Raw genomic sequence first — 22,043 nt, 5'->3', positions numbered from 1 at the left:
TATGCGATCGTCGGCAGCGTCAGATGTGTATAAGAGACAGGAACGTCTTGTGCAGGTTCAGGTGGCTGACGTCGCCGCCGAACTTCCCCGGCCGGGCCAGGCCGACGAGCGCGTTGAGGTTGGCGCCGTCGACATACACCTGGCCGCCGGCGTCGTGGACGGCTGCGCAGATCTCGGTGATGTCGTGTTCGTAGACGCCGTGGGTGGACGGATAGGTGATCATCAGCGTCGACAACTCGTCGCCGTGCTCGGCGACCTTGGCGCGCAGGTCGTCGAGGTCGACGTCCCCGTTGTCGTGGCAGGCCACCACCACCACCCGCATGCCGGCCAACGCCGCCGACGCCGCGTTGGTGCCGTGCGCGCTGGACGGGATCAGGCAGATGTTGCGGTGGGGTTCGCCCCGGCTGGCGTGGTAGTCGTGGATGGCCAGCAGCCCGGCGTACTCGCCCTGCGAGCCGGCGTTGGGCTGCAGCGAGACGGCGTCGTAACCGGTGATCTGCACCAGCCAGCTCTCCAGGTCACTGATGAGCCGGCGCAGGCCGGGGGTGTCCGACGCCGGGGCGAACGGATGCTGACGTGCGAATTCCGGCCAGGTGATCGGTTCCATCTCCGCGGCGGCGTTGAGCTTCATCGTGCACGAGCCGAGGGGAATCATGCTGCGGTCCAAGGCGATATCCTTGTCCGCCAGCGTGCGCAGGTAGCGCATCATCGCCGTTTCGGTCCGATACTGCGTGAACGCGGGATGGGAAAGGAATTCCGAGGTGCGGGTCGCGATGTCCTTGATATCACTGGTGACGGGCTCGGCCGCCGAGCTGGCGAAGGCTTCCAGAATCGCCGCCACGTGCGCGTCCGTGGTGGCCTCGTCGCAGGCGACCGACACGTGGTCGGCGTCGACGCGCCACACGTTGACGCCGTTCGCCTTGGCCGCGGCCACCACCTCGTCGGCACGTCCCGGAACCCGCGCCAGCACGGTGTCGAAGAACGCGTCGTGCACCAAGGCATCGCCCAGTGCGGCGGCGATCGCCTCGGCGTGGGCGTGCACGCGGCGCGCGATCTGCACCAGCCCGTCGGCCCCGTGGTAGCTGGCGTACATCGCGGCCATCACCGCCAGCAGCACCTGCGCCGTGCAGATGTTGCTGGTCGCCTTGTCTCGGCGGATGTGCTGCTCGCGCGTCTGCAGGGCCAGCCGGTAGGCCGGGGACCCGTCGGCGTCCAGTGACACACCGACCAGCCGGCCAGGCAGCTGGCGGGCGTGCTTGGAGTGCACCGACAGGTATCCGGCGTGCGGGCCGCCGAATCCCATTGGCACACCGAATCGTTGGGTCGTTCCGAACGCGACGTCGGCACCGATGTCGCCGGGTGGGGTGATCAGTGTGCACGCCAGCAGGTCGGCGCCGACGGCGACCAGCGCGCCACGTTCGTGGGCCTGCTCCACCAGGGCCGCCCAGTCGGTGATGAGGCCGGTGGCGCCGGGCAGCTGGGTGATGACGCCGAAGAACTCGCCCTCGGGCAGGCCCTCGCGCAGGTCGGCGGTGACGATCTCGATGCCCAACGGCTGGGCCCGCGTCGCCAACACGGCAGCGGTCTGGGCGAACAGGTCGGCGTCGACGGCCAGGCGGTTCGACGTGCCGCGGGTCGCGCGGTGCATCAGCGTCATGGCCTCGGCGGCCGCGGTGCCCTCATCGAGCATCGAGGCATTGGCGACTTCCAGTCCGGTCAGGTCGGCAACCATCGTCTGGAAATTCAGCAGCGCCTCCAGCCGGCCTTGGCTGATCTCGGGCTGGTACGGCGTGTAGGCGGTGTACCAGGCCGGGTTCTCCAGCACGTTGCGCAGCAGCACCGGCGGGGTGAGCGTGTCGTAATAGCCCTGCCCGATCATCGAGACGGCCACGGTGTTGGCTTCGGCGAGCGCCCGCAGCTCCGCCAGCGCCTCGGTCTCGGTGACGGCTGGGGGCAATTCGTCCAGACCGGGTGCCGCACCGCTGCCGGTGAGCTTGTCGAGGATGCCCGCCGGGACGGCCTTGGCGGCCAGCTCGTCGAGCGAGTCGACTCCGATGACGGCCAGCATGGCCGCGACGGCCTGGGCGTCCGGGCCGATGTGGCGGGCGGCGAAGGATGTTTGCTCGGGCACTGGCGAAACTCCTGGTGGCAGAGACGAAGCGTGCAAAGGGAGAGGACGAGCGGTCCTCTCCCTCTGTCTTCACCCGTGCGCCGGGCGCCTGAGAGATTCGGCGCCCGCTGATGTCTGAGCGCCTTTCCCCATCGGCGGGTGCCGGCCGCTAGGGGTCAGCACCGCTTTCCAGAGGCATCGTTAACTCGGGCGGTCCGGGTGCCTGAGAGGTTAGCGGAGAGGTGTTGCTCCTTCGGCGTCCGTGGCTGGCCGTCACGGAACTCTCCCGCACGAGTGCGATGCGGAGCCCAGTTTACCCGGTCGAGCGAGTGCGCTTAACCGATCTTGCGGTCGCGCGTCTTGCGCCGGGACGCCAGCTCGTCTTCCGGGGCGGCGATCGACTCGCCCCCGTCGGCCCGCTCACCGGGGAAGTCGGCGATCACGCCGGTCAGCTCGCGCATTGCGCCCGACACGGCGATGCCGAACACGCCCTGCCCGCCCTGCAGCAGGTCGACAACCTCTTCGGCCGAGGTGCATTCGTAAACCGTGGTGCCGTCGGAGAACAACGTGATGTTGGCCAGATCCTGCACGCCGCGCTGACGCAGATGATCGACGGCGACCCGGATGTTGTGCAGCGAGATCCCGGTGTCGAGCAGCCGCTTGACGATCTTGAGAACCAGGATGTCCTTGAACGAGTAGAGCCGCTGGCTGCCCGAACCCGCCGCGCTGCGGATCGACGGCACCACCAATGACGTGCGCGCCCAGTAGTCCAGCTGGCGGTAGGTGATTCCGGCGATCTGGCAGGCGCTGGGGCCGCGGTACCCGACCAGCTCGTCCGGCACGGAGTCGTCAGGGAACAGTCCGGGCTGCACGGGCGCTTCCGGTGCGGCGGTCGGGTGGTCAGCTAAGTCCAGCTGTTCTTGGCGTGGCTGCTCGCTCACGGTGCTTCCTCTCGCCGATCGAGCTTTCGTTTCCAGCTGCGTCACTGGCTGCGTCGCAGCCACGTTTGCTCAGGCCCGAGTGCTAGAGAGCTTACGCTGTTCGATAGCTACCGCGCCCTTAAGTCGTGATCAAAGTATGGCTGCCGCCGGGCTAAGTGAGGGCGCTATCCGCCAGGCGTGTCGACATCCCGTGCTAGTTGAGATCCACCCGTGATGTCGGTGTCCAGGGTAGTACCCGGCCGACGCGCCGCGCCAAGCCGCTCGGACGGTCCCTAAGCCCGTCTAAGTGGCCTTGAAATCGTCCGGAGACACGCTGTCGAGAAACTCCTTGAACTTCTCCACCTCGTCCTCGCGGACGGCGGTGCCCCCCTCTTCGTCGGTCTCGTCGGGGATGAGCAGGCCGGCCTGGGCCAGTACGGCCTCCTCGACGTAGATCGGAACACCGACGCGCAGCGCTATCGCCACCGAATCCGATGGTCGGGCCGACACGGTGATGTTGCGGTCGAAGACCAGATCGGCGTAAAAAGTGCCCTCTTGCAGATCGACGATCCGCACCTCTTTCAGCGAATGACCAAGCGCGGCAATGACATCCCTGATCAGATCGTGGGTCAGGGGGCGGGGAGGCTCGACGCCTTGCTGCTCGAGGGCGATGGCGGCAGCCTCCGATTGACCGATCCAGATCGGCAGGTATCGGTCGCCGTCGGTCTCGCGCAGTAACAGGACCGGCTGGTTCTGCGGCTGCTCAACGCGAATGCCGACAACACGAACTTCACCCATTTGTGTCTGCCCTCCGCATGTGCCGCCGTGTCGGTTCTTGGCGCAACGACGACGCCGGATCGTCGCTATGCCGCTGAAAACCAAGCTATCGACGAAGTCTAGTCCTCAGCGATGCAGAACGTCGCGAACGGCAGATTTGATCAACGACGTGTGCAAGGTGATGGCGAGGGCCGCCACCTCACGCGCCAGGTCGTCGGCGCGATCGCGGGCGCCGGCCTTACCGGCTTTGACTAGCGGCCCGGCGATTTGGGCGATCAGATCGGATTGCCGGTCGGCTGCCGAGCGGAAAGCACGCAGATGCCGCGGCTCGACACCGTATTCCGACAACGCTCGCGCGCATTGCAGGATGACCACGGCGTGTTCGTCGAAGAAGCCGCCCGGGCCGGTGGTGATCACGCCCGCCTTGAGCAGCGCCGTCAACAGGTCGTCGGCCACCCCGGAGCGCTCCAGCAGATCTTCACGACTCAGCCGGATGCTCGACTGCGCCACCGCGGCCGCGTCGGAACCGGTCCCGGAGCCCGGCTCGGCACCGACCTCCCCGACTCCCGCCACCGACACCAGACGTGGCCCGGCGTAGGGCGAGCCGAAGGGCGGCAGTTCGCCGTCGGGTTGCGCGTCCAACTGCGACCGGATGACCTTGAGCGGTAAGTAGTGATCGCGCTGCGCGGTCAGGATGAACCTCAACCGGGCGCAGTCGTATGCGGTAAATCTCCGATAGCCCGACGCGGCGCGCTGCGGCGTCACCAGTCCCTCGGCCTCCAGGAAGCGAATCTTGGAGATCGTGACATCGGGAAAGTCCGGCCTCAACAGTTCCAGGACCGCCCCAATCGACATCCCGGCCAGTGCCGGGCTATCGGGTGCGCTCACTAGCCTCCGGATCCTCCGTCCTCACCCTGCTTGGGCCCGGTCAAAAACACCAAGCGGAACTTGCCGATCTGTACCTCGTCGCCGTTGGCGAGCACCGCCGAGTCGACGGGCTCCCGGTTGACGTACGTGCCATTCAGGCTACCGACATCGACCACGCTGAATTCGTTGTTTTCCAACCTGAATTCGGCGTGGCGGCGACTGACGGTGACGTCGTCCAGAAAGATGTCGCTGTCGGGGTGCCGACCGGCGGAGGTGATGGGCTGGTCGAGCAAGAAGCGCGACCCCGCGTTGGGCCCCCGTTTGACGACCAGCAGCGCGGAGCCTGCCGGGAGGCCTTCCACCCCGGAGACCGCGCTCTCGGTGCCCGCCTGCGCGGGAGCGTCCAGTTCGTTGAGGAAGTCGGCACGAAAGACGGAAGTCGTCTCCACCGTGACTTCGTCTGAGGTCTGGTCGTTGTCCATATCCGTCACGCGCTGCTCCTCACTGGCCGCTGTGGCGTTGTCTGACCGGGCCGCTCGGCCGGCTGCTCACTGGGTTTTCTCGCCCGGTACTGCCGATTACTAAGAGTCGTGCGTTCAAGTGTCGATGTGTCGACGGTACCGCGCATAGGTCTGCAATGTGCCCCCCACCCGACGATCGGAAGATCGATTGCCCGCCTTCCCCCCGTCGGGCCGCCGCACCGCCGCGCGGGGCTGGCAGGCACATTAGCAATCGTCATTCGGTCAGTGTTCCGCGGTAGGCCTCGGCGTCAAGCAACGACGAGATGGCCGACTCCAGCGCCGCGACGTCCGACACCTGCACGTCCAGCAGCCATCCGCCCCCGTAGGGCTCGGAGTTGACCAGCTGCGGGCTGCCTTCCAGATCGGCGTTGACCGCGGACACCGTGCCCGACACCGGGGCGTACAGATCCGAGACCGATTTCGTCGACTCGACCTCGCCGAACGATTCACCCGCGGCCAGTCGGCTGCCCACCTCGGGCAGCTGAACAAAGACGACGTCGCCCAGGGCCGACTGGGCAAAGTCGGTGATACCGACCCGCACGGTGTCCTCACCGCTTCGGCGAACCCACTCGTGTTCGGCGGTGTAGTGCAGATCGGGCGGGATATCGCTCACAAGTCGTCCTGTTCGGTTGGGAGAATTGCTCACTTGACGGGCTGAGCGTATTGGTGCGGTTTTGGTTGTCGCAAGGTGGTCACGTCGACTCGGTCGGCCTGCCGGACGGACATCCGCGCACCGACGCGCTTGATGCTGTCCTCGGCGCCGCCCGGAATGTTCATCGCCGCGGCCAGGGTGGGCGGATCGCCAATCGCCAGAATCGAATACGGGGGCGACAGCGTCTTGGTGTCGACCGTCAGCGAGCCAGGCATACCCACTACCCAGGTATCGACACCGACTCGGACGGATTGGTGCGCGTCGTTGATTTCGATCGCCTCGGCGCCGGCGGCACGCAGTTCGTTGATCACGTCGAGTATCACCTCCGGCGAAACCCCCGGCCCGGGGTCGTCGATCGTGACGGTGACGCCCGGGCCGGTGGCGCCGACCGCGCCGGCCAAGATGGACAGCGCCGCGAGCTTGGCCTGCGCGGCCTGGATGGCGGCCTGGTCGTTATTGCCGGACGCCTGCAGCGAATTCAGCGTGTTCTGCAGTTCATTCACTTCGGCGTTGAGGGTGGCCTCGCGCTGCCGTAGCGAGTCCAACAACACCAACAAGTCCGCGGGGCGCGCCGTTTCCAGCGAATCGCCCGACTCGTTCTGGCGGACCTGCGTGACGATGGCCACGCCCAACAGCAGACACAACAGGGCCGCCAACATCCCGAAAGCCAGCCGGGAACGACCGCCGCGGACCAGCGCGGACAGTCCTGTGCGGCGCACCGGCCCGATCTCCGGGCGCCCGCGTTTGGCGGGAAGTTCGTGGCGGCCGTGCTGCGTAGGGCTTGCTGCGTCACCACTTTCGGCGGCGCCGTCCGCCGGGTCCTGGCTCACGCTGGCCTCCTCCCCGTCATGGCGCCGCTCCTCCACATCGCTCCGTCACGCCCCGAACAGCCGGCGCCGCAAGGCGGCGGCGTTGCCGAAGATGCGGATTCCCAACACCACGATGATCGCCGTGGACAACTGCGTGCCCACGCCCAGCTGGTCCCCGACGTACACGATCAGTGCGGCCACGAAAACGTTGAACACGAAGGAGATCACGAAGACTTTCGGATCGAAGATGCGTTCCAGATAGGCGCGCAACCCCCCGAACACCGCGTCCAGCGCCGCGACCACCGCGATGGGCAGGTAGGGCTGGACGACCTCGGGCACGGCGGGGTGAAAGACCAGGCCGAGCACGATGCCGATCGCCAGCGCCGCGATGCCGATCATGCTCGACTTCCCGTCCGGGACTCGCAAAGCCGTAGATGTCTGTCGAGGGCTGTTCTCACTGTGGCCCAATCTGTTTGGCGAACTTGATATCCCGGATCGATCCCGCGGGCAGCGTCAGCCCGTCGGCGGCGTCCACGGTGACGACGACACCGTAGGAGACCTCAAGCAGCTTAAGACGCTGGCGGCCGGAACTCTGATCGAAGACGTCCCGCATCGCGCGGGGCGGCCCCACTGCCAGGATCGTGTACGGGCTGCTGGTGGGATTGTTGTCAACCAGGATCGCGCCGCCGGCTTGCCGGATGGTCACGTTGGGCCCGATGCGGACCCCACCGACCGAAATCGCCTCGGCGCCGCTGGCCCACAACGAGTTGACGACCAGCTGCAGATCCCGGTCCAAAATGATCTGCCTGCTACCGCCGAGCCGCTGCTTGGAAACGTCGGAAAGGTTCGGGCTGGCGCCCGGATCGGTCACGGTGACCTTCAGCCCTGGGCCGATGACCGCCGTGCTGGCCGCCGCCAGGCCCAGCGCATCGAGGCGGGCCAGCAACCGCTGCCCTTCGGCGTCGTCGGCCAGTGCGCGGCGCTGCACGCCATCCACCTGGGAGGACAGTTCGGTGCGCCGCTGGGCGAGTTTGGCCGCAGTTTTCTCGGTGGAACGCACATTGCCCAGCAGCAGTTGCTGCGCCGAGCGCACACCGGGGGCGACCGAGCGGGCCTGCGCGACGGCGGCGGCGAAGACCATGGCGATCAGCAGCGCCGCCAACGCCTGCCACAGCCAGCCGAAGGCGCGGTCGCGCCCGTGCGCATGCGCATGCGCCGCGGCGTCGCCGCGTTTGGCCGCCGCCGCGGCGTACCCGGGGTCCAGGTGCTCGGAGAGCAGGGCGCGCAGCAGGGACGGCACCGGGATCAGCTGCGGGCGCGCCGCCACGTGGGCGCTGCGCCCGGCGTTGGGGTCGTAGCCGCCGAGCAGGCGGTCCGGGTCAGCCATGTTCGACCGCCTTCGGCGCGGCGGGCGGGCGTCCACCGTGTTTGACCCGGGGCATCCGGCGCAGCACCAACGTCATCTGCACCATGTACTGCGCGAACGCCCACAGGTAGCCGTACATGCCCCAGATCAGGAACGCCCAGCCGCAGGCCCCGACGACCCGGCTCCACAGGGCGTCCCACGTCCCGAGTAGCACCAGCGGAAAACCGGACATCAACGCGAACGTGGCGGCCTTCCCGATGTAGGTGACGGGCAGCGCGGACAGCCCGCGGCTCCACAGCAGCGGCAGCGTCGCGGCCAGCAGCCCGTCGCGCACCAGCAGGATGGCGACAAACCACCACGGCACGATCCCGCTCAGCGCCATCACGACGGGAACGCAGACCATGTAGAGGCGGTCGACCGCCGGGTCGAGCAGCACGCCGAGCCGCGACGACTGATCGAGCAGCCGGGCGATCTTGCCGTCGGCCCAGTCGGACGCACCGCTGAACATCAAGATCCCGACCGCCCACCCGTTGGCGTGCGCCACCAGCAGGGCGTAGATGAACACTCCGATGAGCACCAGGCGGATCGCGCTCAGCGCGTTGGGGACCGTCAGCACCCGGTTGGGCGGAAGCGCCGGCTCCATAAGCCGTGACCTTAGTCGAACGCCGGGTGCGCGGCTGGACACACACTCGGTCGCCAGTGTGCGGCTGGACGCACATTCGGCGCCCGCCGTCGACGACCTAGCGGAAAACGCCGGGCAGGCTCAGCGTGGACAGCGTGTCGTCGGACAGCGGGTTGTCGTTGACCATGTAGGTCCACGTCGAGGTGGGCCGGGCCAGCTTGGACAGATCCAGGCCCTGTTCCTCCTCGAGGACGTTCGCCGTCTCGAACGTCTGCTGCGCCGCCTCGATCGCATCCGCGGCCAGCGACGCGAACGCGTCGACCGCCAGCCGGTGGAACTCGTCCAGCGGATTCTGCCGGCCCAGCGCCCGCAGGTGGATGCTTTCGCGGATGTCCGCGAGGTACGCCAGATGATCGGCCCAGCCGCGGTCGAGGTGATAGAGCATGATCTGCCGGCAGATCCTCTCGAGGCGATCCTCGGGAATGTCCTTCGACAACTCCTTATACCGCTTGGGCGCCAGCTCGGCGAGCTCCTCGCGCGCACTTGCGGTGCGCAGCAATGTGTTTCGCCGATCGACGATGATGGCGCGCTGCTGGGCGATCAGCTGGTTGTAGCGCCAGGTATTGGCGTGCACATCGAGCATCCGGCCCTCGGCGACGCGCTGGGCGTGGTCGAGCAGCCCGGCCGCCTTGGGGCTGACGATGCGGCCGTCCTCGTCGGTTTCCATGGGTAGCTTGTTGCGGTCGAGGTTGGCCGCCACGACGTCGTCTTCCCAACTCGAGAAGAACACCGACGAGCCGGGGTCGCCCTGGCGTCCGGCGCGGCCGCGCAACTGGTTGTCCAGCCGCTCGGTGTGATGCCGCCCCGTGCCGACCACGTGCAGCCCGCCGAGTTCGGCGACCCTGTCGTGGTCGGCCTCGTCGGAGCCGCCGAGCCGAATGTCGGTGCCGCGCCCCGCCATCTGCGTCGACACCGTCACCACCCCGTACTTGCCGGCCTCGGCGATGACCTCGGCTTCCTCGGCGTCGTTCTTCGCGTTGAGCACCACCGCGGGCACGCCCCGGCGCAGCAGCCGCTCGTGCAGTTCCTCGGATTCGGCCACGTCCCGCGTGCCGACCAGCACCGGTTGCCCGGTCTCATGCACCTCGGCGATGTGCGCGACGATTCCGTCGTTCTTGGCCGCGGCCGTGATGTAGACGCGGTCGGACTCGTCTTCGCGAATGTTGGGCTCATTCGGCGGAATTGGGGACACGCCGAGCTTGTAGAACTGGCGTAGCTGCTCCCCGGCGGCCAGTGCGGTGCCGGTCATGCCGCACACGGTTTCGTAGCGGTTGATCAGTGCCTGCACCGTGATCGTGTCCAGCACTTCCCCGGTCTCGGTGGTCTCGATGCCCTCCTTCGCCTCCACCGCGGCCTGCAGGCCGTCCGGCCAGCGCTGCAGTTGGGCGATGCGGCCGCGGGCGGCGTTGATCAGGTGCACCGCGTCGTCCCGGACGATGTAGTGCACGTCGCGCTGCAACAGCACGTGCGCGTGCAGCGCGACGTTGACCTCGGTCAGGGTCGTGCCGACGTGCTCCTCGGAGTAGAGGTCGATGCCGCCGAGCGCCTTCTCGACCTTGCGCGCCCCGACGTCGGTCAAATGGACGTTGCGGCTATCGGCGTCGGTCTCGAAGTCGGTGTCCGGTTTCAACTGGCCGACCAGCTTGATGATCTCCAGCCGCGGCGTTTCCCGGTGCGTGGTGCCGGCCAGCACCAGCGGCACCAACGCCTCGTCGACGAGCACCGAGTCGGCCTCGTCGATCAGGGCCACGTCGGGGTTGGGCGACACCAGGTCGTCGACGTCGACCACGAGTTGATCGCGCAGCACGTCGAAACCGATCTCGTTGACCGAGGCATACGTGACGTCGCAGCCATAGGCGGCGCGGCGCTCCTCGCTGGTCGACTCGGCCGTGATCCAGCCGACCGTCAACCCCATCGCCTCGATGAGCGGGCCCATCCACTCCGCGTCACGGCGGGCCAGGTAATCGTTGATGGTCACCACGTGGACGTGCCGCCCGGCCAGGGCGTAGCCGGCAGCCGCGATCGCTCCGGAGAGCGTTTTGCCTTCACCCGTGGCCATTTCGATGACGTCGCCGGCGAGCATGCGCAACGCGCCGAGCAGCTGCACGTCGAACGGGCGCAGCGTGGTCGCCCGTTCGGCCGCCTCCCTGGCGATCGCGAGGAATTGCGGGATGTCCTCGGACTCCGCGAGATCGTCCAGCTTGAGCAGACCGGCGGCCTTGCGGAGCTGCTCGTCGGTGAGGCCGGCGGCCTCCTCGTCATATTCGGAAGAGTCGGTGACCTGGGAAAGGGATCGGTTGCGGTTCTTTTCCGTGCTGGCGCCGAGCAGTCGCCAAAATCGGCTGCTCAGGCCGCCGGGTTGCGCGCGGGAGGTCTTTGGCACAGGTCAACGGTACGCGAACCGCGGACCGCCGCCGCGGGGCGCGACACGCCGCCCGTCGGGCCCCTCAGGCCAGGTTCGAGCGGCGTGGGTAGGCGACGTTGGGGTCGGTGAGGACGTTGACGACGGCGGGCAGGCCGCTGGCGAAGGCGCGTTCCAGCGCGGGCCGCAGCTCGGCCGGCGCGGAGACCAGCTCGCCGTGGCCACCCAGGGCACGCACCACCTCGTCGTAGCGGGTGCCCGGACGCAGTTCCGCCACCACCGAATAGCCGTACAACGCCTCCATGGGGTGCTTTTCCAGCCCCCAGATTCCGTTGTTGCCGATCACCGAGACGACGGGCACGTTGTGCCGAACCAGGGTGTCCCATTCCATGCCGCTGAAGCCGAAGGCGCCGTCGCCCTGCAGGAGGACGACCTGACGGTCCGGCCGGGCGAGCTTGGCTGCCAGGGCATAACCGGGGCCCGAGCCGAGGCAGCCGAAGGGGCCGCTGTCCAGCCAGCAGCCCGGTTGGTAGCTGTCGATCACCCGTCCGGCGTAGGACCCGAAGTCACCGGCGTCGATGACGACGATCGCGTCGCGGTCCAGCATCGGCGCCAGCTCCGCATACACCCGCATGGGATGCAACGGGACGCGGTCGTCGGCGAGCTCGGTCTTCTCCTTGCCGCGCGCCTCGGTTTCGGCCGCCCGCAGGTCGTCGATCCACACTCGATGGTCGGTCCCGCCGCCGGCGGCCAGCGCCGCGAGTGTTGACAGCAGGTCCCCATAGAGCTCGGCCTCAACCGGGCGGGGATGTTTGCGCTCGGGTTCGGCCCGGTCCACCACGATGAGCCGGGTTTGTGGCCCGAACACGGCGCCGAAGCCGAGCCGGAAGTCCATGGGGACACCGACGATCAGCGCAACGTCCGCCTCCCCCAACGCTTTTCCGCGCACCCGGGAGAAGGCCAACGGGTGATCGGCGGGCACCGCGCCGCGAGCCATCCCGTTCATCAGCACGGGGATTTGCAGTTCCTCGGCGAGGCGCAGCAGCGCCGCCTCCCCGTGTCCCCACCAGACGTTGGTGCCCGCCATGATCACCGGCCGCTGCGCCGCCGAGAGCAGGCCGGCGGCGCGACCCAGCGCGTCGCCGTCGGGAGTGGGCCCCGGCGCCAGGTCGGTAAGGGCCCCGGGGCGGCCGTGATCCTCGGACATGGAAAACACGTGGTCCATGGGGAAGTCGACGAAGCCGACGCCCGACGGGGCGCCGACCGCCGCCAGCAACGCCTCGTCGACGAGCCGGCCGGCGTCCCCGGCCGACTGCGCGGTGGCGGCGAAGCGGGCCAGCGGCGCCACGAACGGCACGTGATCGATCTCCTGCAGCGAGCCCATGCCCCACCGCTGCGCGGGCGCCCGGCCACCCAAAACGACCAGGGGCGACTGGTTCTGCTGAGCCGCCGCCATCGCGCTCATGCCGTTGGTGACGCCCGGCCCCGCGGTGAGCGCGGCGACGCCGGGCACCCTCGTCACTTTCGACCACCCTTCGGCGGCGAAGGTCGCGGTCTGCTCGTGGCGGGTATCGATCAGCCGAACCCCTTCCTCGCGGCAGCCGTCGTAAACGGAAAACAGGTGGCCACCCGACAACGTGAAGACGGTGTCGACACCGCTGGCGCGTAGGCGCCGCGCGATGAGCCGGCCGGCGTGCAATGTTTGTGTGGGGATGGCGTCGGTGCTCATAACCGCAGCCTATCCAGATCCTTCGGGTACCTTCGCCGGAGGATTTGAAGTTCCGGCAGCGTCCACCAGCTCGACCCCGAGGAGATAGCGACCATGGGCCCGAAGCCGTTCAAGCCGTCGATCGACTGGTCGACGGCCACCGTGGATTCCCTGCGGTGGGTAGCCATCGCGTGGGTCGTCGGCGCGGTGGTGCTGTTCATCGTGCTGGTCGCCTTCAGGTATCTCACGCCCTGGGGCCAGCAGTTCTGGCGGATCACGCGCGGTTACTTCGTCGGTGCGCACAGCGTGCGGGTGTGGGCGATGCTGGGCGTGCTGTTGCTGTCCGTGCTCCTGTCCGTGCGGCTGATGGTGTTGCTCAGCTACCAGGGCAACGACCTGTACACCGCGGTACAAAAAGCGGTGCAGGGCCTCGCGGCCGACGATGAAAACGTCAAACAGTCCGGGATACACGGCTTTTGGATGTCGATCGCGATCTTCATCGTGTTGGCGGTCTTGTACGTCATCCGGTTCATGGTGGACATCTACCTGACGCAGCGGTTCATCATCGCCTGGCGCATGTGGCTGACGGCCAATCTCACCGACGACTGGCTCGCCGGCCGGGCTTACTACCGGGACTTGTTCATCGACCACACCATCGATAACCCCGACCAGCGCATCCAGCAGGACATCGACATCTTCACCGCGAATGCGGGTGGTACCCCGAACATCCCCTCGAACGGGACGGGCAGCACCCTGCTGTTCGGGGCCGTGAACGCGGTGGCCTCGGTGATCTCCTTCGCCGCGATCCTGTGGAACCTCTCCGGCAACCTGAACGTGTTGGGCGTCGAGCTCCCGCGCGCGATGTTCTGGACCGTCCTGATCTACGTGCTGATCGCCACGCTGGTGGCGATCTGGCTCGGCCATCCGCTGATCTGGCTCAGCTTCAACAACGAGAAGCTGAACGCCGCGTTCCGGTACGCCTTGGTCCGATTGCGCGATGCCGCAGAGGCGGTGGGCTTCTACCGAGGCGAGCGAGTGGAGCGGGCGCAACTGTGGCGGCGCTTCACCCCGATCATCGACAACTACCGCAAGTTCGTCCGCCGGACCATCATCTTCAACGGCTGGAACTGGTCGGTGTCGCAGGCAATCGTTCCGCTGCCGTGGGTGATTCAGGCGCCGCGCCTGTTCGCCGGCCGGATCGACTTCGGCGACGTTGGGCAAAGCGCGACGGCCTTCGGCAATATTCAGGATTCGCTGTCGTTCTTCCGCAACAACTACGACGCGTTCGCGGCCTTCCGCGCGTCGATCATCCGGTTGCACGGGCTGGTCGACGCCAACGACAAGGGCCGCGCGCTGCCGACCATCTTGGTCAAGCCGAGCGAAGAGGCTCCCGTCGAGCTTCGCGACATCGAGGTGCGCACGCCGGCCGGCGATCGGCTGATCGACCCGCTCGATGTTCAACTCGCCGAGGGCGATTCGCTGGTGATCACCGGGCGTTCCGGTGCCGGCAAGACCACGCTGCTGCGCAGTCTGGCCGAGTTGTGGCCGTACGCGTCCGGGACCCTCTGCCGTCCGCAGGGCGACAACGCGACGATGTTCCTGTCGCAGTTGCCGTACGTGCCGCTGGGCAGCCTGCGCACCGTGGTGTGTTACCCGAACTCGCCGGACGACGTCTCCGATGCCGAGCTGCGAGAGGTGCTCACCAAAGTCGCGCTGGCGCCACTGCTGGACCGGCTCGACGAAGAGCGGGATTGGGCCAAGGTGCTGTCCCCGGGCGAGCAGCAGCGTGTCGCCTTCGCGCGCATCCTGCTCACCAAACCCAAAGCGGTCTTCCTGGACGAGGCCACCTCCGCGCTGGACGAAGGCCTGGAATTCGCGTTGTACCAGCTGATGCGGACCGAGCTGCCGGACTGTGTGGTGGTCAGCGTCAGTCATCGGCCCACCGTCGAACAGCACCACGAACAAGAGCTGCAATTGCTCGGCGGCGGGCCGTGGCGGCTGGGACCCGTGGAGGAGAAGAAGGAACCCGCGCGCGTCTAGCGCTTCCGGCCCGCATGCGCTCCGGCGCTGTGTCCTAGCGCGCCTACGCTCCTGCGGCCCCTCGGGCGCTGTGGGCCGCGTGCGCTCCGGCGCGGCGGCCGAAGAACGAGCCCTCCCCCAGCTGCGTGCCGCTGGCGTAGCCCTTACCGTCCTGGGCGATGTTGGACGCGCACGCCCCGGCCGCGTACAGGCCCGGCACGACGGTGCCGTCCTCGCACAGCACCTCGCCGTCCACGGACGTGGCGAGCCCGCCGATGGTGAAACCGGCGTACATCGCCTTACCCAATGACATGTCGAACGCCCCCCACGGCCCGTGATCTTGTGCCGCAAGGAATTCGGGCTGCTTGTGAAAGTCGGGGTCCTCGCCGCGGGCGGCGTTGGCGTTGTACCGGTCCAGCGTCGCGACCAGGTTGCCCTCCGGAATGCCAAGTGCGGCTTCCATTTCCGGGACGGTCTCCCATCCGTCTATCAGCGGGACCAGCGGCATCTTGGGGTGCTCCAGGTGCGCCTCGTCGACGATGAGGAACGCCGCGCTGTCCGGCTGATCCATGATGAACCCGGAAGTCCTGGAATGGTAGGAATCCTCGGCGACGAAGCGCTGTCCCAGTTTGTTCACGATGATGCCCGTCAACAGGATCGACGGCGGGTACGGCGGAGCCGTGATGAAAATCTGGTCCATGTGCTCGGTTGCGCCACCGGCCGATACGCCCATCCGGATGCCCAGCCCGTCGTCGTAGGTGTTGCCCAGCACGAACGGTTTCTCGGCCAGCTTGGGGGTGTACTTGGCAACCATCTCCGGGTTCATCACGAATCCCCCGGCAGCGACGATCACCGACTTTGCTTTGATCGCACCGGTTTCGGAGAACTGCTTCCACATGACACCGCTCACCGCGCCCGAACCGTCCACGATGAGTTCGGTCGCGCCCGTCTCGTACCGGATCTGCACGCCCAGGTCCGCGGCGCGCTTCAGCAGCAGATCGATCACCATGCTGGCGCCACCGGTGTCTCCGGGCACGGGCACCTTGTGGCCGCGCGGCGCCGGCACCGCCTGCTCCAAGAAGGGCCACACCTTCTCGTTGCCGGTGAACATCAAGCCCTCGGTGTTGGGCTGGATGACCGCCTTGCCCGGAAAGTAACTGCGCTCGAATTGAAAACCCAAGTCTTCCAGCCAATTGAAGTGCTCGACGCTGCCGTCGCAGTAGGCGCGGATCTTGTCGTGATCCGGCTGCCGGGACACGGCGACCAGGTACTTGTACATCTCCTCCGGCGAGTCGGCGTGCCCGGTGGCCTCCTGAACCGCCGTTCCTCCACCCAAATAGAAGTGGCCCCCGGCAAGCGAAGTCGTGCCGCCCGCCGCCGCGGCGCGCTCCAGCACCAGCACCTTCGCCCCGGCGGCCGCCGCACTGACGGCGGCGCAGCCGCCCGCGATGCCGAAGCCGACCACCACCACGTCGACGTCATCTGACCACGACGTCACGTCGTCCGCGCTGACCGTTGCCGGTATTTCCGTGCTCACTGGCGCCACTCCTCCTCATCGCTGAGCACTGCATCGTCGCTGGGGCGACTCACCGCTGCTCCTGTTTGATGTAGTCGTAAAACGCCCTCATCTCGGGCGCGATGTAGGCGATCTCAACAAACGGCACCGCCGCCCGCGGCGCTGACACATAGGCGAACTGAATCCCGCCGGGCATCACGCCTTGCTGCACGACCGCGGCGCCGAATTCCCCGGCCTCGGCCAACACCGCGTCGAACTGCTCGGGGTTCTCGGCCTCCATGCAAATGTGGTGCAGACCGGGCCCGGATTCGCGCAGAAAGTCACTATAGATGTTCTCCCCGCGGATGGGTTGGATCAGTTCCAACTGCATGTCGCCGAGATAGCTCAGCGAGATGCTGGCGACGAAATCGGCTGGCTTGCCAAGGTAGCTGCAGGATTCCGGAGCAAAGTGCACGTCGGGTATGCGGACCCATTTACGCACTCCTAACAAGCCGGTGAGGGCGGTTTCGGTCGCATCCAGGTCGGTGGTAACCCACGCGATCTGCGTTGGCGATTGAACGGGAAGGGTCATCGTCTCGCAGGATAGTCCAGTGGCTCGGCAGCCAGAAAGGCCCGCGAAAACTTTGCCATGGTGAGCGGCTCCTGCGCTCCGCAGGCTGGGTGAACATGTTCTAATTCCGGCCGGCGGCCGGCCCGGGCCGTCAATGTTGGCTCAACACGTCCACCAGGAGCCGAAGCTGCGCGTCGAACACCGCCTCGGGGTCTGTCAGGGTATCCGCGCCGTATTGCCCGAACACCTCGAGACTGATCGCACCCAGCACCCCCGCCCACAACAGGAAGCACTTGGCGACTACCTGATCATCGCCGGGAAACCCGAACTCCTGGCGAATCCGCTCAAAGTCCGACGACATCGGTTGGGGCGCAACGGTATCGGTCAGCCTGATGTCGCCGGTGGCAATGCCGGACGCCACGGCGTCGAAGAAGGCCGCCACCACCCGGGTTCCCACGGCTACGGTGCGCTCCGGCGGTGCGTGATAGCCGGGCACCGGGCTGCCGTACAGCAGGGCCCAGCGGGCCGGGTGCGCGACGGCCCACTCCCGTGTCGCCCGGGAAATGGCGATGACATCGTCGCTCCAAAGGTCCCCGACCGCCTCGCGGGCGCGATCGACGGCGTCGGCCAGGTCCGAGTAGGCGTCGACCAGCAGCAAGGTCAGCAGCTCGTCGCGGCTGGACACGTAGCGGTACACGGCCGACGACACCATGCCGAGGTCACGGGCGATCGCACGCACGGACAACCCGGCCGCACCGCGGTCGACCAGCTGCTGGCGACCGAGCTGGATGATGCGCGCCTCGATCTGCTGTCGGGTCTCCTGGCGTTTGCCCACGCGGTCAGTCTGGCATAACCGAGATCACCGCTCTTGCTTTCTGGCCAGGAGTGTGGCAGTGTCGCCGGTTTAGAGAGCACTGCTCTCTGGAGATTGCGAGAGAGGATGCGACATGTCCACCCGATACGAAGAACCGAGCGGGGTCGTGCGGGCCGCCAACGCGGTGATCCGCTGGCTTGCCGAGATGGGTGTCAGCATCGCCGGCACCCATGCGCTGCGGGTGCGCGGGCGCAAAAGTGGGAAGACGCGGGCGGTCGTCATCAATCTGCTGACCGTTGACGGGGTGGACTACCTGGTCTCACCGCGCGGCAACACCCAGTGGGCCCGCAACGTCCGGGCTGCGGGCGTCGTCGAAACCGGCCCGCGCTGGCGCCGGCGCCGCGCCCGGGTCAGCGAGGTGGCCGACGCGGCCAAACCGGAACTGCTGCGGCGCTATCTGGAGCGCTGGTACTGGCAGGTCAAGGACTACGTTGCCGGGCTGACCCCGGACAGCACCGACGAGGAGTTCCGCGCCGTCGCACCCACGATCCCGGTGTTCGCCCTCGCGGAGGCGGACGAGGCCCGCTGAATCGCCTAGCGGGCGCCCCCGCGCGTCACACCGAGGTCCTCACGGACTTCCTCTGAAGTGGCCCGCCACGACACCGCCGCCGGGAAATCCCCCCACACGCTGTTGAAGATCCCCACGAGCAGCCCCGGACCGGCGCTGGAAGGCAGGTACACCGGGCCACCCGAATCGCCGTTGTGGCTCTGCACGCCGTGCGACATGGTGAACCAGCCGTTGTTCACGCTCTCCACCGTTCCGCAGGTTTCGCCGGTGCTGACGCCGAAGTGGCAGATCGCCTGTCCGGGAGCGAGCGCCGCCGCTGGATTCGAGATCAGTGGACGCCCGCCCGGCAGGACGTTGTTCGCCATCACGCCGTTGTCCAGCACGATCGCCTCGTAGTCGGTGATCAGCTGGTCGGTGGCCACCGTCGTGCCGCTGGGGGTGTTGTCCCGGAAGGCGGCCAGGCGGCCGATGACGGCCCCGCCCCGGTCGGTGACGACGCCCGCGCCGCCGCGGCAGTGCCCCGCGGTGAACGCGATCTTGAGGTTGGGGTCGACGTAGCCCAGCGTGCAGACGCGATTGTCCTGGCGGATCTCCATGCCCGGATAGACCATGACGGGGTCGGCTTTGGCCGGCGCAGGCGGCATCCATTGCGCGAACGCGGCCACGGTGATCGAAGCGGTGAACGCTCGCATTGCCAGGCGACGCACCATCCACTCCGATCCGTCCGGGCCAAATCTCGACCGATTTGAGATTACGGCGTGACTTTCCGTTACGCAGAAGTCTTCGCGCCGTCCGCCGCCGGCGTTACGGAGATGTCGCCAGGGAAACGGCGGCCTCGGTGAGCTCCGCGGCGCGTGGGGCCCAGCCCGGCGGGCCGAAGACATAGCCCAGACGGTCGCGCAACCGGGTCGCGGAACGCCAGTCGTGGGCGATCGCGACGTATTCACGGGTCTGCAGCTTCCAGATGTTGAACGTGTCGACCCGCTTGGTCAGGCCGTAGTGCGGGCGGAACAACTCGGCCTGGAAGCTGCCGAACAGCCGGTCCCAGAGGATGAGGATTCCGCCGTAGTTCTTGTCGAGGTAGATCTGGTCCATCCCGTGGTGCACCCGGTGATGTGACGGGGTGTTGAAGACGAATTCGAAGGGCCGTGGCAGCTTGTCGATCCGCTCGGTGTGCACCCAGAACTGGTAGATCAGGCTGATCGAGAAACTGAAGAACACCATCCAGGGCGGGATCCCCAGCAGCGGCAGGGGCACCCACATCAGGATTTCGCCGCTGTTGTTCCACTTCTGGCGCAGCGCGGTCGCGAAGTTGAAGTATTCGCTGGAGTGATGGGCTTGGTGTGTCGCCCAGATCAGCCGGACCCGGTGTGCGATCCGGTGGTAGGCGTAATACAGCAGGTCGACACCGACGAGTGCGATGACCCAGGTGTACCAATGGGCCGCCGACAGGTGCCACGGCGCCACGTAGGCATAGATCGCGGCGTAGCCGAACAGGGCCAGCGTCTTCCACGCGGCGGTGGTGCCCACCGACACCAGCCCCATAGAGATGCTGGCGAGCGAGTCGCGGGTCAGGTACGCGCCGGACACGGGCCGCTCGTTCTCGACGATGCTCTCCAGCTTTCGGGCGGCCGACCATTCCAGGGCCAACAGCAGCAAGAAGAACGGAACGGCGAGCAGCACGGGGTCCCGCAGCTGCGGGGGCAGCGCCGACACGAAGGCTGAAAGCGTACTCACAGGCATAAGACTACGACGACCGACCGGACAGTCGGGTCGCCTTGGTCCGACATCCGGCCCACACTGGGTTGACGGGGCCGAACGACGCGAGGTGTGGGCAGTTGACCGCTGTGGTGGTGATCGGCTCGGGCTTTGCCGGATTATGGGCGGCGCTCGGCGCAGCCCGCCGCCTCGACGAGCTGGCCATTCCGACGGGCGCGGTCGACATCACCGTGTTGGCCATCCAACCCTTCCACGACATCCGGGTGCGCAATTACGAGGCCGACCTGCGCCCATGCCGCGTCCCGCTCGCCGGACTGCTCGACCCCGTCGGTGTGGCACATGTCGTCACCGAGGTGACCGCGATCGACACCGACGCTCGCACCGTCGCCACATCGGGTGGCGTGACGTACGACTACGACCGGTTGGTGCTGGCCTCGGGCAGCCAGGGCCGCAAACCCGCCGTACCGGGTCTGCGGGAGTTCGGCTTCGACGTCGACACATATGACGGTGCCGTTGCGTTGCGGGACCATCTGCTTCGGCTCGCCGACGGTTCCCCCACGGCAGCGGCGGGCACGGTCGTCGTGGTCGGGGCGGGACTGACCGGCATCGAAGTGGCGTGCGAGCTACCGGACAGGTTGCGGCGGCTGTTCGCTGGGAGCACTGTCACTACCCGAGTGGTGCTGTTGGATCGAAGCCGGATCGGCTCCGACATGGGCGCCTCGGCGCGTCCGGTGATCGAAGCCGCGCTGGCGGCCAACGGCGTCGAGACCCGGGCGGGCGTGGGCGTCGCCGCGATCAGCGAGCGCGGTGTGTCGCTGACCTCGGGCGACCACCTGGCGGCTGCCACGGTGGTGTGGTGTGCCGGCATGCGGGCCAGCTCGCTGACCGAGCAGTTGCCGGTAGCGCGCGACCGCCTGGGGCGGGTGTCCGTCGATGACTTTCTGCGGGTCATCGGCGTCCCCGCAATTTTTGCCGCGGGCGACGTCGCCGCCGCCCGTATGGACGACGACCACCTGTCGGTGATGTCGTGTCAACACGGCCGCCCGATGGGACGCTACGCCGGCTACAACGTGATCAGCGACCTGTTCGGCGAGCCACTGCTGGCTCTCCGAATCCCTTGGTATGTAACGGTCCTCGACCTCGGACCGGCCGGCGCATTTTACACCGAAGGATGGGATCGGCTGCTAGTGTCAAGTGGCGAACGGGCCAAGGCGACGAAGCGGACGATCAACACCCGGCGGATCTACCCGCCGCTCACCGGGAACCGTGCCGACCTCCTGGCCGCGGCCGCGCCGGAGCTGCAGTCACGCCCCTAACGGTCCGATTGCGCTTCGTCGCCGGCGTACCACTGCACCGCGCGAACTCCCGGCTGCAGCGACAGCTCCGCCACCAGCCGCTCCAGCCGGGACGGGGCGTCGCCGTCCATGAGTAGGTGCGCGGTCAACGTGACCTCGTCGTCGCCGGACCGCCCGGTATGGATGCCGCGCAGCGTGATGTCGTTGCCGCTCGCGTGCTGCACGATCTGAGCGCGCGCGTACTGCTCGTGTTTCGGGCGGGAAACCACCTGCACCAGGTAGGGCCGCAAACTTTCGTCTTCGTCGCCGGTGTTGTCGCGGTCGATCAGTCGGCCGAGGGGGCGCCCGAACACGTGAATGGCGATGACGGTCCCGGTGCCGATCAGCGCGAACACCAGGTGTCCCGACGCCGCCAGGACGCCGATCGCCGCAGAACACCACAGGGTGGCCGCGGTGTTGAGGCCCCGGACGTTGACGCCCTCGCGCAGGATCACGCCACCGCCGAGGAATCCGATGCCGGACACCACGTACGACGCCACCCTGGTGGGGCTGGTGTCCGCGGTGGCGGCGGCATAGAGCACGAACAACGTCGCGCCGCCGGCGACCAGCGCGTTGGTCCGCAGGCCGGCCCGGCGCGCCCGCCATTGCCGCTCCAGGCCGATGAGGGCGCCACATCCCACGCCGACGGCGAGCCGGAGCGCGAAATCGGCGACGCTCAGCGTGGTCTCCATCGGCACTCCTTCCGCCGGGTCAGCACCGGCGGAGCTAATCACTCTCAGGTGAACGGC

20 protein-coding genes, 1 pseudogene and 1 riboswitch are annotated in these 22,043 nt (G+C 67.6%); of the genes and pseudogenes, 3 read left to right on the top strand and 18 right to left on the bottom strand.

The window, feature by feature from the left end:
- Positions 1–40: 40 nt before the first annotated feature.
- From gcvP to A5781_RS19355, 12 genes and pseudogenes are all read right to left on the bottom strand, one after another.
- Positions 41–2,131, bottom strand: a pseudogene (gene gcvP, locus A5781_RS19410) (aminomethyl-transferring glycine dehydrogenase); the annotation flags it as partial.
- 180 nt (positions 2,132–2,311) lie between these two features.
- Positions 2,312–2,409, bottom strand: a riboswitch (glycine riboswitch).
- A gap of 36 nt (positions 2,410–2,445) precedes the next feature.
- On the bottom strand, positions 2,446–3,051 hold the full coding sequence (locus A5781_RS19405; protein ID WP_067210125.1) for a MerR family transcriptional regulator: 606 nt from the start codon (positions 3,049–3,051) through the stop codon (positions 2,446–2,448).
- Between the two features lie 282 nt (positions 3,052–3,333).
- On the bottom strand, positions 3,334–3,828 hold the full coding sequence (locus A5781_RS19400; protein ID WP_046184273.1) for a bifunctional nuclease family protein: 495 nt from the start codon (positions 3,826–3,828) through the stop codon (positions 3,334–3,336).
- 105 nt (positions 3,829–3,933) lie between these two features.
- Complete coding sequence (locus A5781_RS19395) at positions 3,934–4,695, bottom strand: MerR family transcriptional regulator (RefSeq protein WP_067210122.1); 762 nt, start codon at positions 4,693–4,695, stop codon at positions 3,934–3,936.
- Positions 4,695–5,156, bottom strand: a complete 462-nt coding sequence (gene garA, locus A5781_RS19390; RefSeq protein WP_276042445.1) for a glycogen accumulation regulator GarA — start codon at positions 5,154–5,156, stop codon at positions 4,695–4,697. The genes A5781_RS19395 and garA overlap by 1 nt, the downstream gene beginning before the upstream one ends.
- 253 nt (positions 5,157–5,409) lie before the next feature.
- Entirely contained in the window at positions 5,410–5,808 is a 399-nt protein-coding gene (gcvH, locus tag A5781_RS19385) for a glycine cleavage system protein GcvH (protein ID WP_067210116.1), read from the bottom strand.
- A gap of 29 nt (positions 5,809–5,837) precedes the next feature.
- A complete protein-coding gene (locus A5781_RS19380; RefSeq protein ID WP_067210128.1) occupies positions 5,838–6,677 on the bottom strand; it encodes a DUF881 domain-containing protein in 840 nt (279 codons plus the stop codon).
- A 45-nt stretch (positions 6,678–6,722) separates the two neighbouring features.
- A complete protein-coding gene (locus A5781_RS19375) occupies positions 6,723–7,055 on the bottom strand; it encodes a small basic family protein (RefSeq protein WP_007170008.1) in 333 nt (110 codons plus the stop codon).
- A gap of 55 nt (positions 7,056–7,110) precedes the next feature.
- On the bottom strand, positions 7,111–8,043 hold the full coding sequence (locus tag A5781_RS19370) for a DUF881 domain-containing protein (RefSeq protein WP_067210113.1): 933 nt from the start codon (positions 8,041–8,043) through the stop codon (positions 7,111–7,113).
- A complete protein-coding gene (locus tag A5781_RS19365) occupies positions 8,036–8,665 on the bottom strand; it encodes a CDP-alcohol phosphatidyltransferase family protein (protein ID WP_067210110.1) in 630 nt (209 codons plus the stop codon). The genes A5781_RS19370 and A5781_RS19365 overlap by 8 nt, the downstream gene beginning before the upstream one ends.
- 97 nt (positions 8,666–8,762) lie before the next feature.
- Positions 8,763–11,087, bottom strand: coding sequence for an accessory Sec system translocase SecA2 (gene secA2, locus A5781_RS19360; RefSeq protein WP_067210108.1), 2,325 nt, complete (start codon positions 11,085–11,087; stop codon positions 8,763–8,765).
- A gap of 64 nt (positions 11,088–11,151) precedes the next feature.
- Entirely contained in the window at positions 11,152–12,795 is a 1,644-nt protein-coding gene (locus A5781_RS19355; protein WP_067210104.1) for an acetolactate synthase, read from the bottom strand.
- A gap of 93 nt (positions 12,796–12,888) precedes the next feature.
- On the opposite strand from A5781_RS19355, the gene A5781_RS19350 reads away from it, so the two are divergent.
- Positions 12,889–14,814, top strand: a complete 1,926-nt coding sequence (locus tag A5781_RS19350; RefSeq protein ID WP_067210100.1) for an ABC transporter ATP-binding protein/permease — start codon at positions 12,889–12,891, stop codon at positions 14,812–14,814.
- Between the two features lie 43 nt (positions 14,815–14,857).
- Here the strand turns inward: A5781_RS19350 and A5781_RS19345 are convergent, their stop codons facing one another.
- The 3 genes from A5781_RS19345 to A5781_RS19335 all read right to left on the bottom strand — a co-directional run bounded on the left by A5781_RS19345 (position 14,858) and on the right by A5781_RS19335 (position 17,694).
- Positions 14,858–16,330, bottom strand: a complete 1,473-nt coding sequence (locus A5781_RS19345; protein WP_067210098.1) for an FAD-binding protein — start codon at positions 16,328–16,330, stop codon at positions 14,858–14,860.
- 49 nt (positions 16,331–16,379) lie between these two features.
- Positions 16,380–16,880 (bottom strand): VOC family protein, encoded by a 501-nt coding sequence (locus tag A5781_RS19340; RefSeq protein ID WP_067210095.1) that lies wholly within the window; start codon positions 16,878–16,880, stop codon positions 16,380–16,382.
- 130 nt (positions 16,881–17,010) lie between these two features.
- Positions 17,011–17,694 carry a TetR/AcrR family transcriptional regulator gene (locus A5781_RS19335; protein ID WP_067210092.1) on the bottom strand — a complete coding sequence of 228 codons (684 nt, stop codon included), beginning with the start codon at positions 17,692–17,694 and terminating at the stop codon, positions 17,011–17,013.
- A 112-nt stretch (positions 17,695–17,806) separates the two neighbouring features.
- Here A5781_RS19335 and A5781_RS19330 point away from each other — a divergent pair, with 112 nt between their 5' ends.
- Positions 17,807–18,262: a nitroreductase/quinone reductase family protein gene (locus tag A5781_RS19330; protein WP_067210088.1), complete on the top strand. Its 456-nt coding sequence runs from the start codon at positions 17,807–17,809 to the stop codon at positions 18,260–18,262.
- A gap of 5 nt (positions 18,263–18,267) precedes the next feature.
- Here the strand turns inward: A5781_RS19330 and A5781_RS19325 are convergent, their stop codons facing one another.
- Entirely contained in the window at positions 18,268–18,951 is a 684-nt protein-coding gene (locus A5781_RS19325) for a hypothetical protein (protein ID WP_066954094.1), read from the bottom strand.
- A 94-nt stretch (positions 18,952–19,045) separates the two neighbouring features.
- The gene (locus A5781_RS19320; protein WP_369817766.1) at positions 19,046–19,984 is read right to left on the bottom strand and encodes a sterol desaturase family protein; all 939 of its coding nucleotides are present in this window, start codon (positions 19,982–19,984) and stop codon (positions 19,046–19,048) included.
- Between the two features lie 95 nt (positions 19,985–20,079).
- Here A5781_RS19320 and A5781_RS19315 point away from each other — a divergent pair, with 95 nt between their 5' ends.
- On the top strand, positions 20,080–21,276 hold the full coding sequence (locus A5781_RS19315) for an NAD(P)/FAD-dependent oxidoreductase (protein WP_067210082.1): 1,197 nt from the start codon (positions 20,080–20,082) through the stop codon (positions 21,274–21,276).
- Here A5781_RS19315 and A5781_RS19310 read toward each other — a convergent pair.
- Positions 21,273–21,986 (bottom strand): MgtC/SapB family protein, encoded by a 714-nt coding sequence (locus tag A5781_RS19310; protein WP_067210077.1) that lies wholly within the window; start codon positions 21,984–21,986, stop codon positions 21,273–21,275. The genes A5781_RS19315 and A5781_RS19310 overlap by 4 nt on opposite strands.
- Between the last annotated feature and the right edge of the window lie 57 nt (positions 21,987–22,043).

Origin of the sequence: Mycobacterium sp. 852002-30065_SCH5024008 (genome assembly GCF_001665645.1) — a bacterium.
GTDB lineage: Bacteria > Actinomycetota > Actinomycetes > Mycobacteriales > Mycobacteriaceae > Mycobacterium > Mycobacterium paraffinicum.
The sequence above is the reverse complement of the archived record's forward strand: the minus strand, read 5'-3'. Positions and strand labels throughout refer to the sequence as shown.

Excerpts from the sequence above, each read along its gene's own strand:
- A5781_RS19400 (WP_046184273.1), bottom strand. The coding sequence starts at position 3,828 with ATGGGTGAAGTTCGTGTTGTCGGCATTCGCGTTGAGCAGCCGCAGAAC.
- garA (WP_276042445.1), bottom strand. The coding sequence starts at position 5,156 with ATGGACAACGACCAGACCTCAGACGAAGTCACGGTGGAGACGACTTCC.
- A5781_RS19375 (WP_007170008.1), bottom strand. The coding sequence starts at position 7,055 with ATGATCGGCATCGCGGCGCTGGCGATCGGCATCGTGCTCGGCCTGGTC.
- A5781_RS19370 (WP_067210113.1), bottom strand. The coding sequence starts at position 8,043 with ATGGCTGACCCGGACCGCCTGCTCGGCGGCTACGACCCCAACGCCGGG.
- A5781_RS19365 (WP_067210110.1), bottom strand. The coding sequence starts at position 8,665 with ATGGAGCCGGCGCTTCCGCCCAACCGGGTGCTGACGGTCCCCAACGCG.
- A5781_RS19355 (WP_067210104.1), bottom strand. The coding sequence starts at position 12,795 with ATGAGCACCGACGCCATCCCCACACAAACATTGCACGCCGGCCGGCTC.
- A5781_RS19350 (WP_067210100.1), top strand. The coding sequence starts at position 12,889 with ATGGGCCCGAAGCCGTTCAAGCCGTCGATCGACTGGTCGACGGCCACC.
- A5781_RS19340 (WP_067210095.1), bottom strand. The coding sequence starts at position 16,880 with ATGACCCTTCCCGTTCAATCGCCAACGCAGATCGCGTGGGTTACCACC.
- A5781_RS19330 (WP_067210088.1), top strand. The coding sequence starts at position 17,807 with ATGTCCACCCGATACGAAGAACCGAGCGGGGTCGTGCGGGCCGCCAAC.
- A5781_RS19325 (WP_066954094.1), bottom strand. The coding sequence starts at position 18,951 with ATGGTGCGTCGCCTGGCAATGCGAGCGTTCACCGCTTCGATCACCGTG.
- A5781_RS19320 (WP_369817766.1), bottom strand. The coding sequence starts at position 19,984 with ATGCCTGTGAGTACGCTTTCAGCCTTCGTGTCGGCGCTGCCCCCGCAG.
- A5781_RS19310 (WP_067210077.1), bottom strand. The coding sequence starts at position 21,986 with ATGGAGACCACGCTGAGCGTCGCCGATTTCGCGCTCCGGCTCGCCGTC.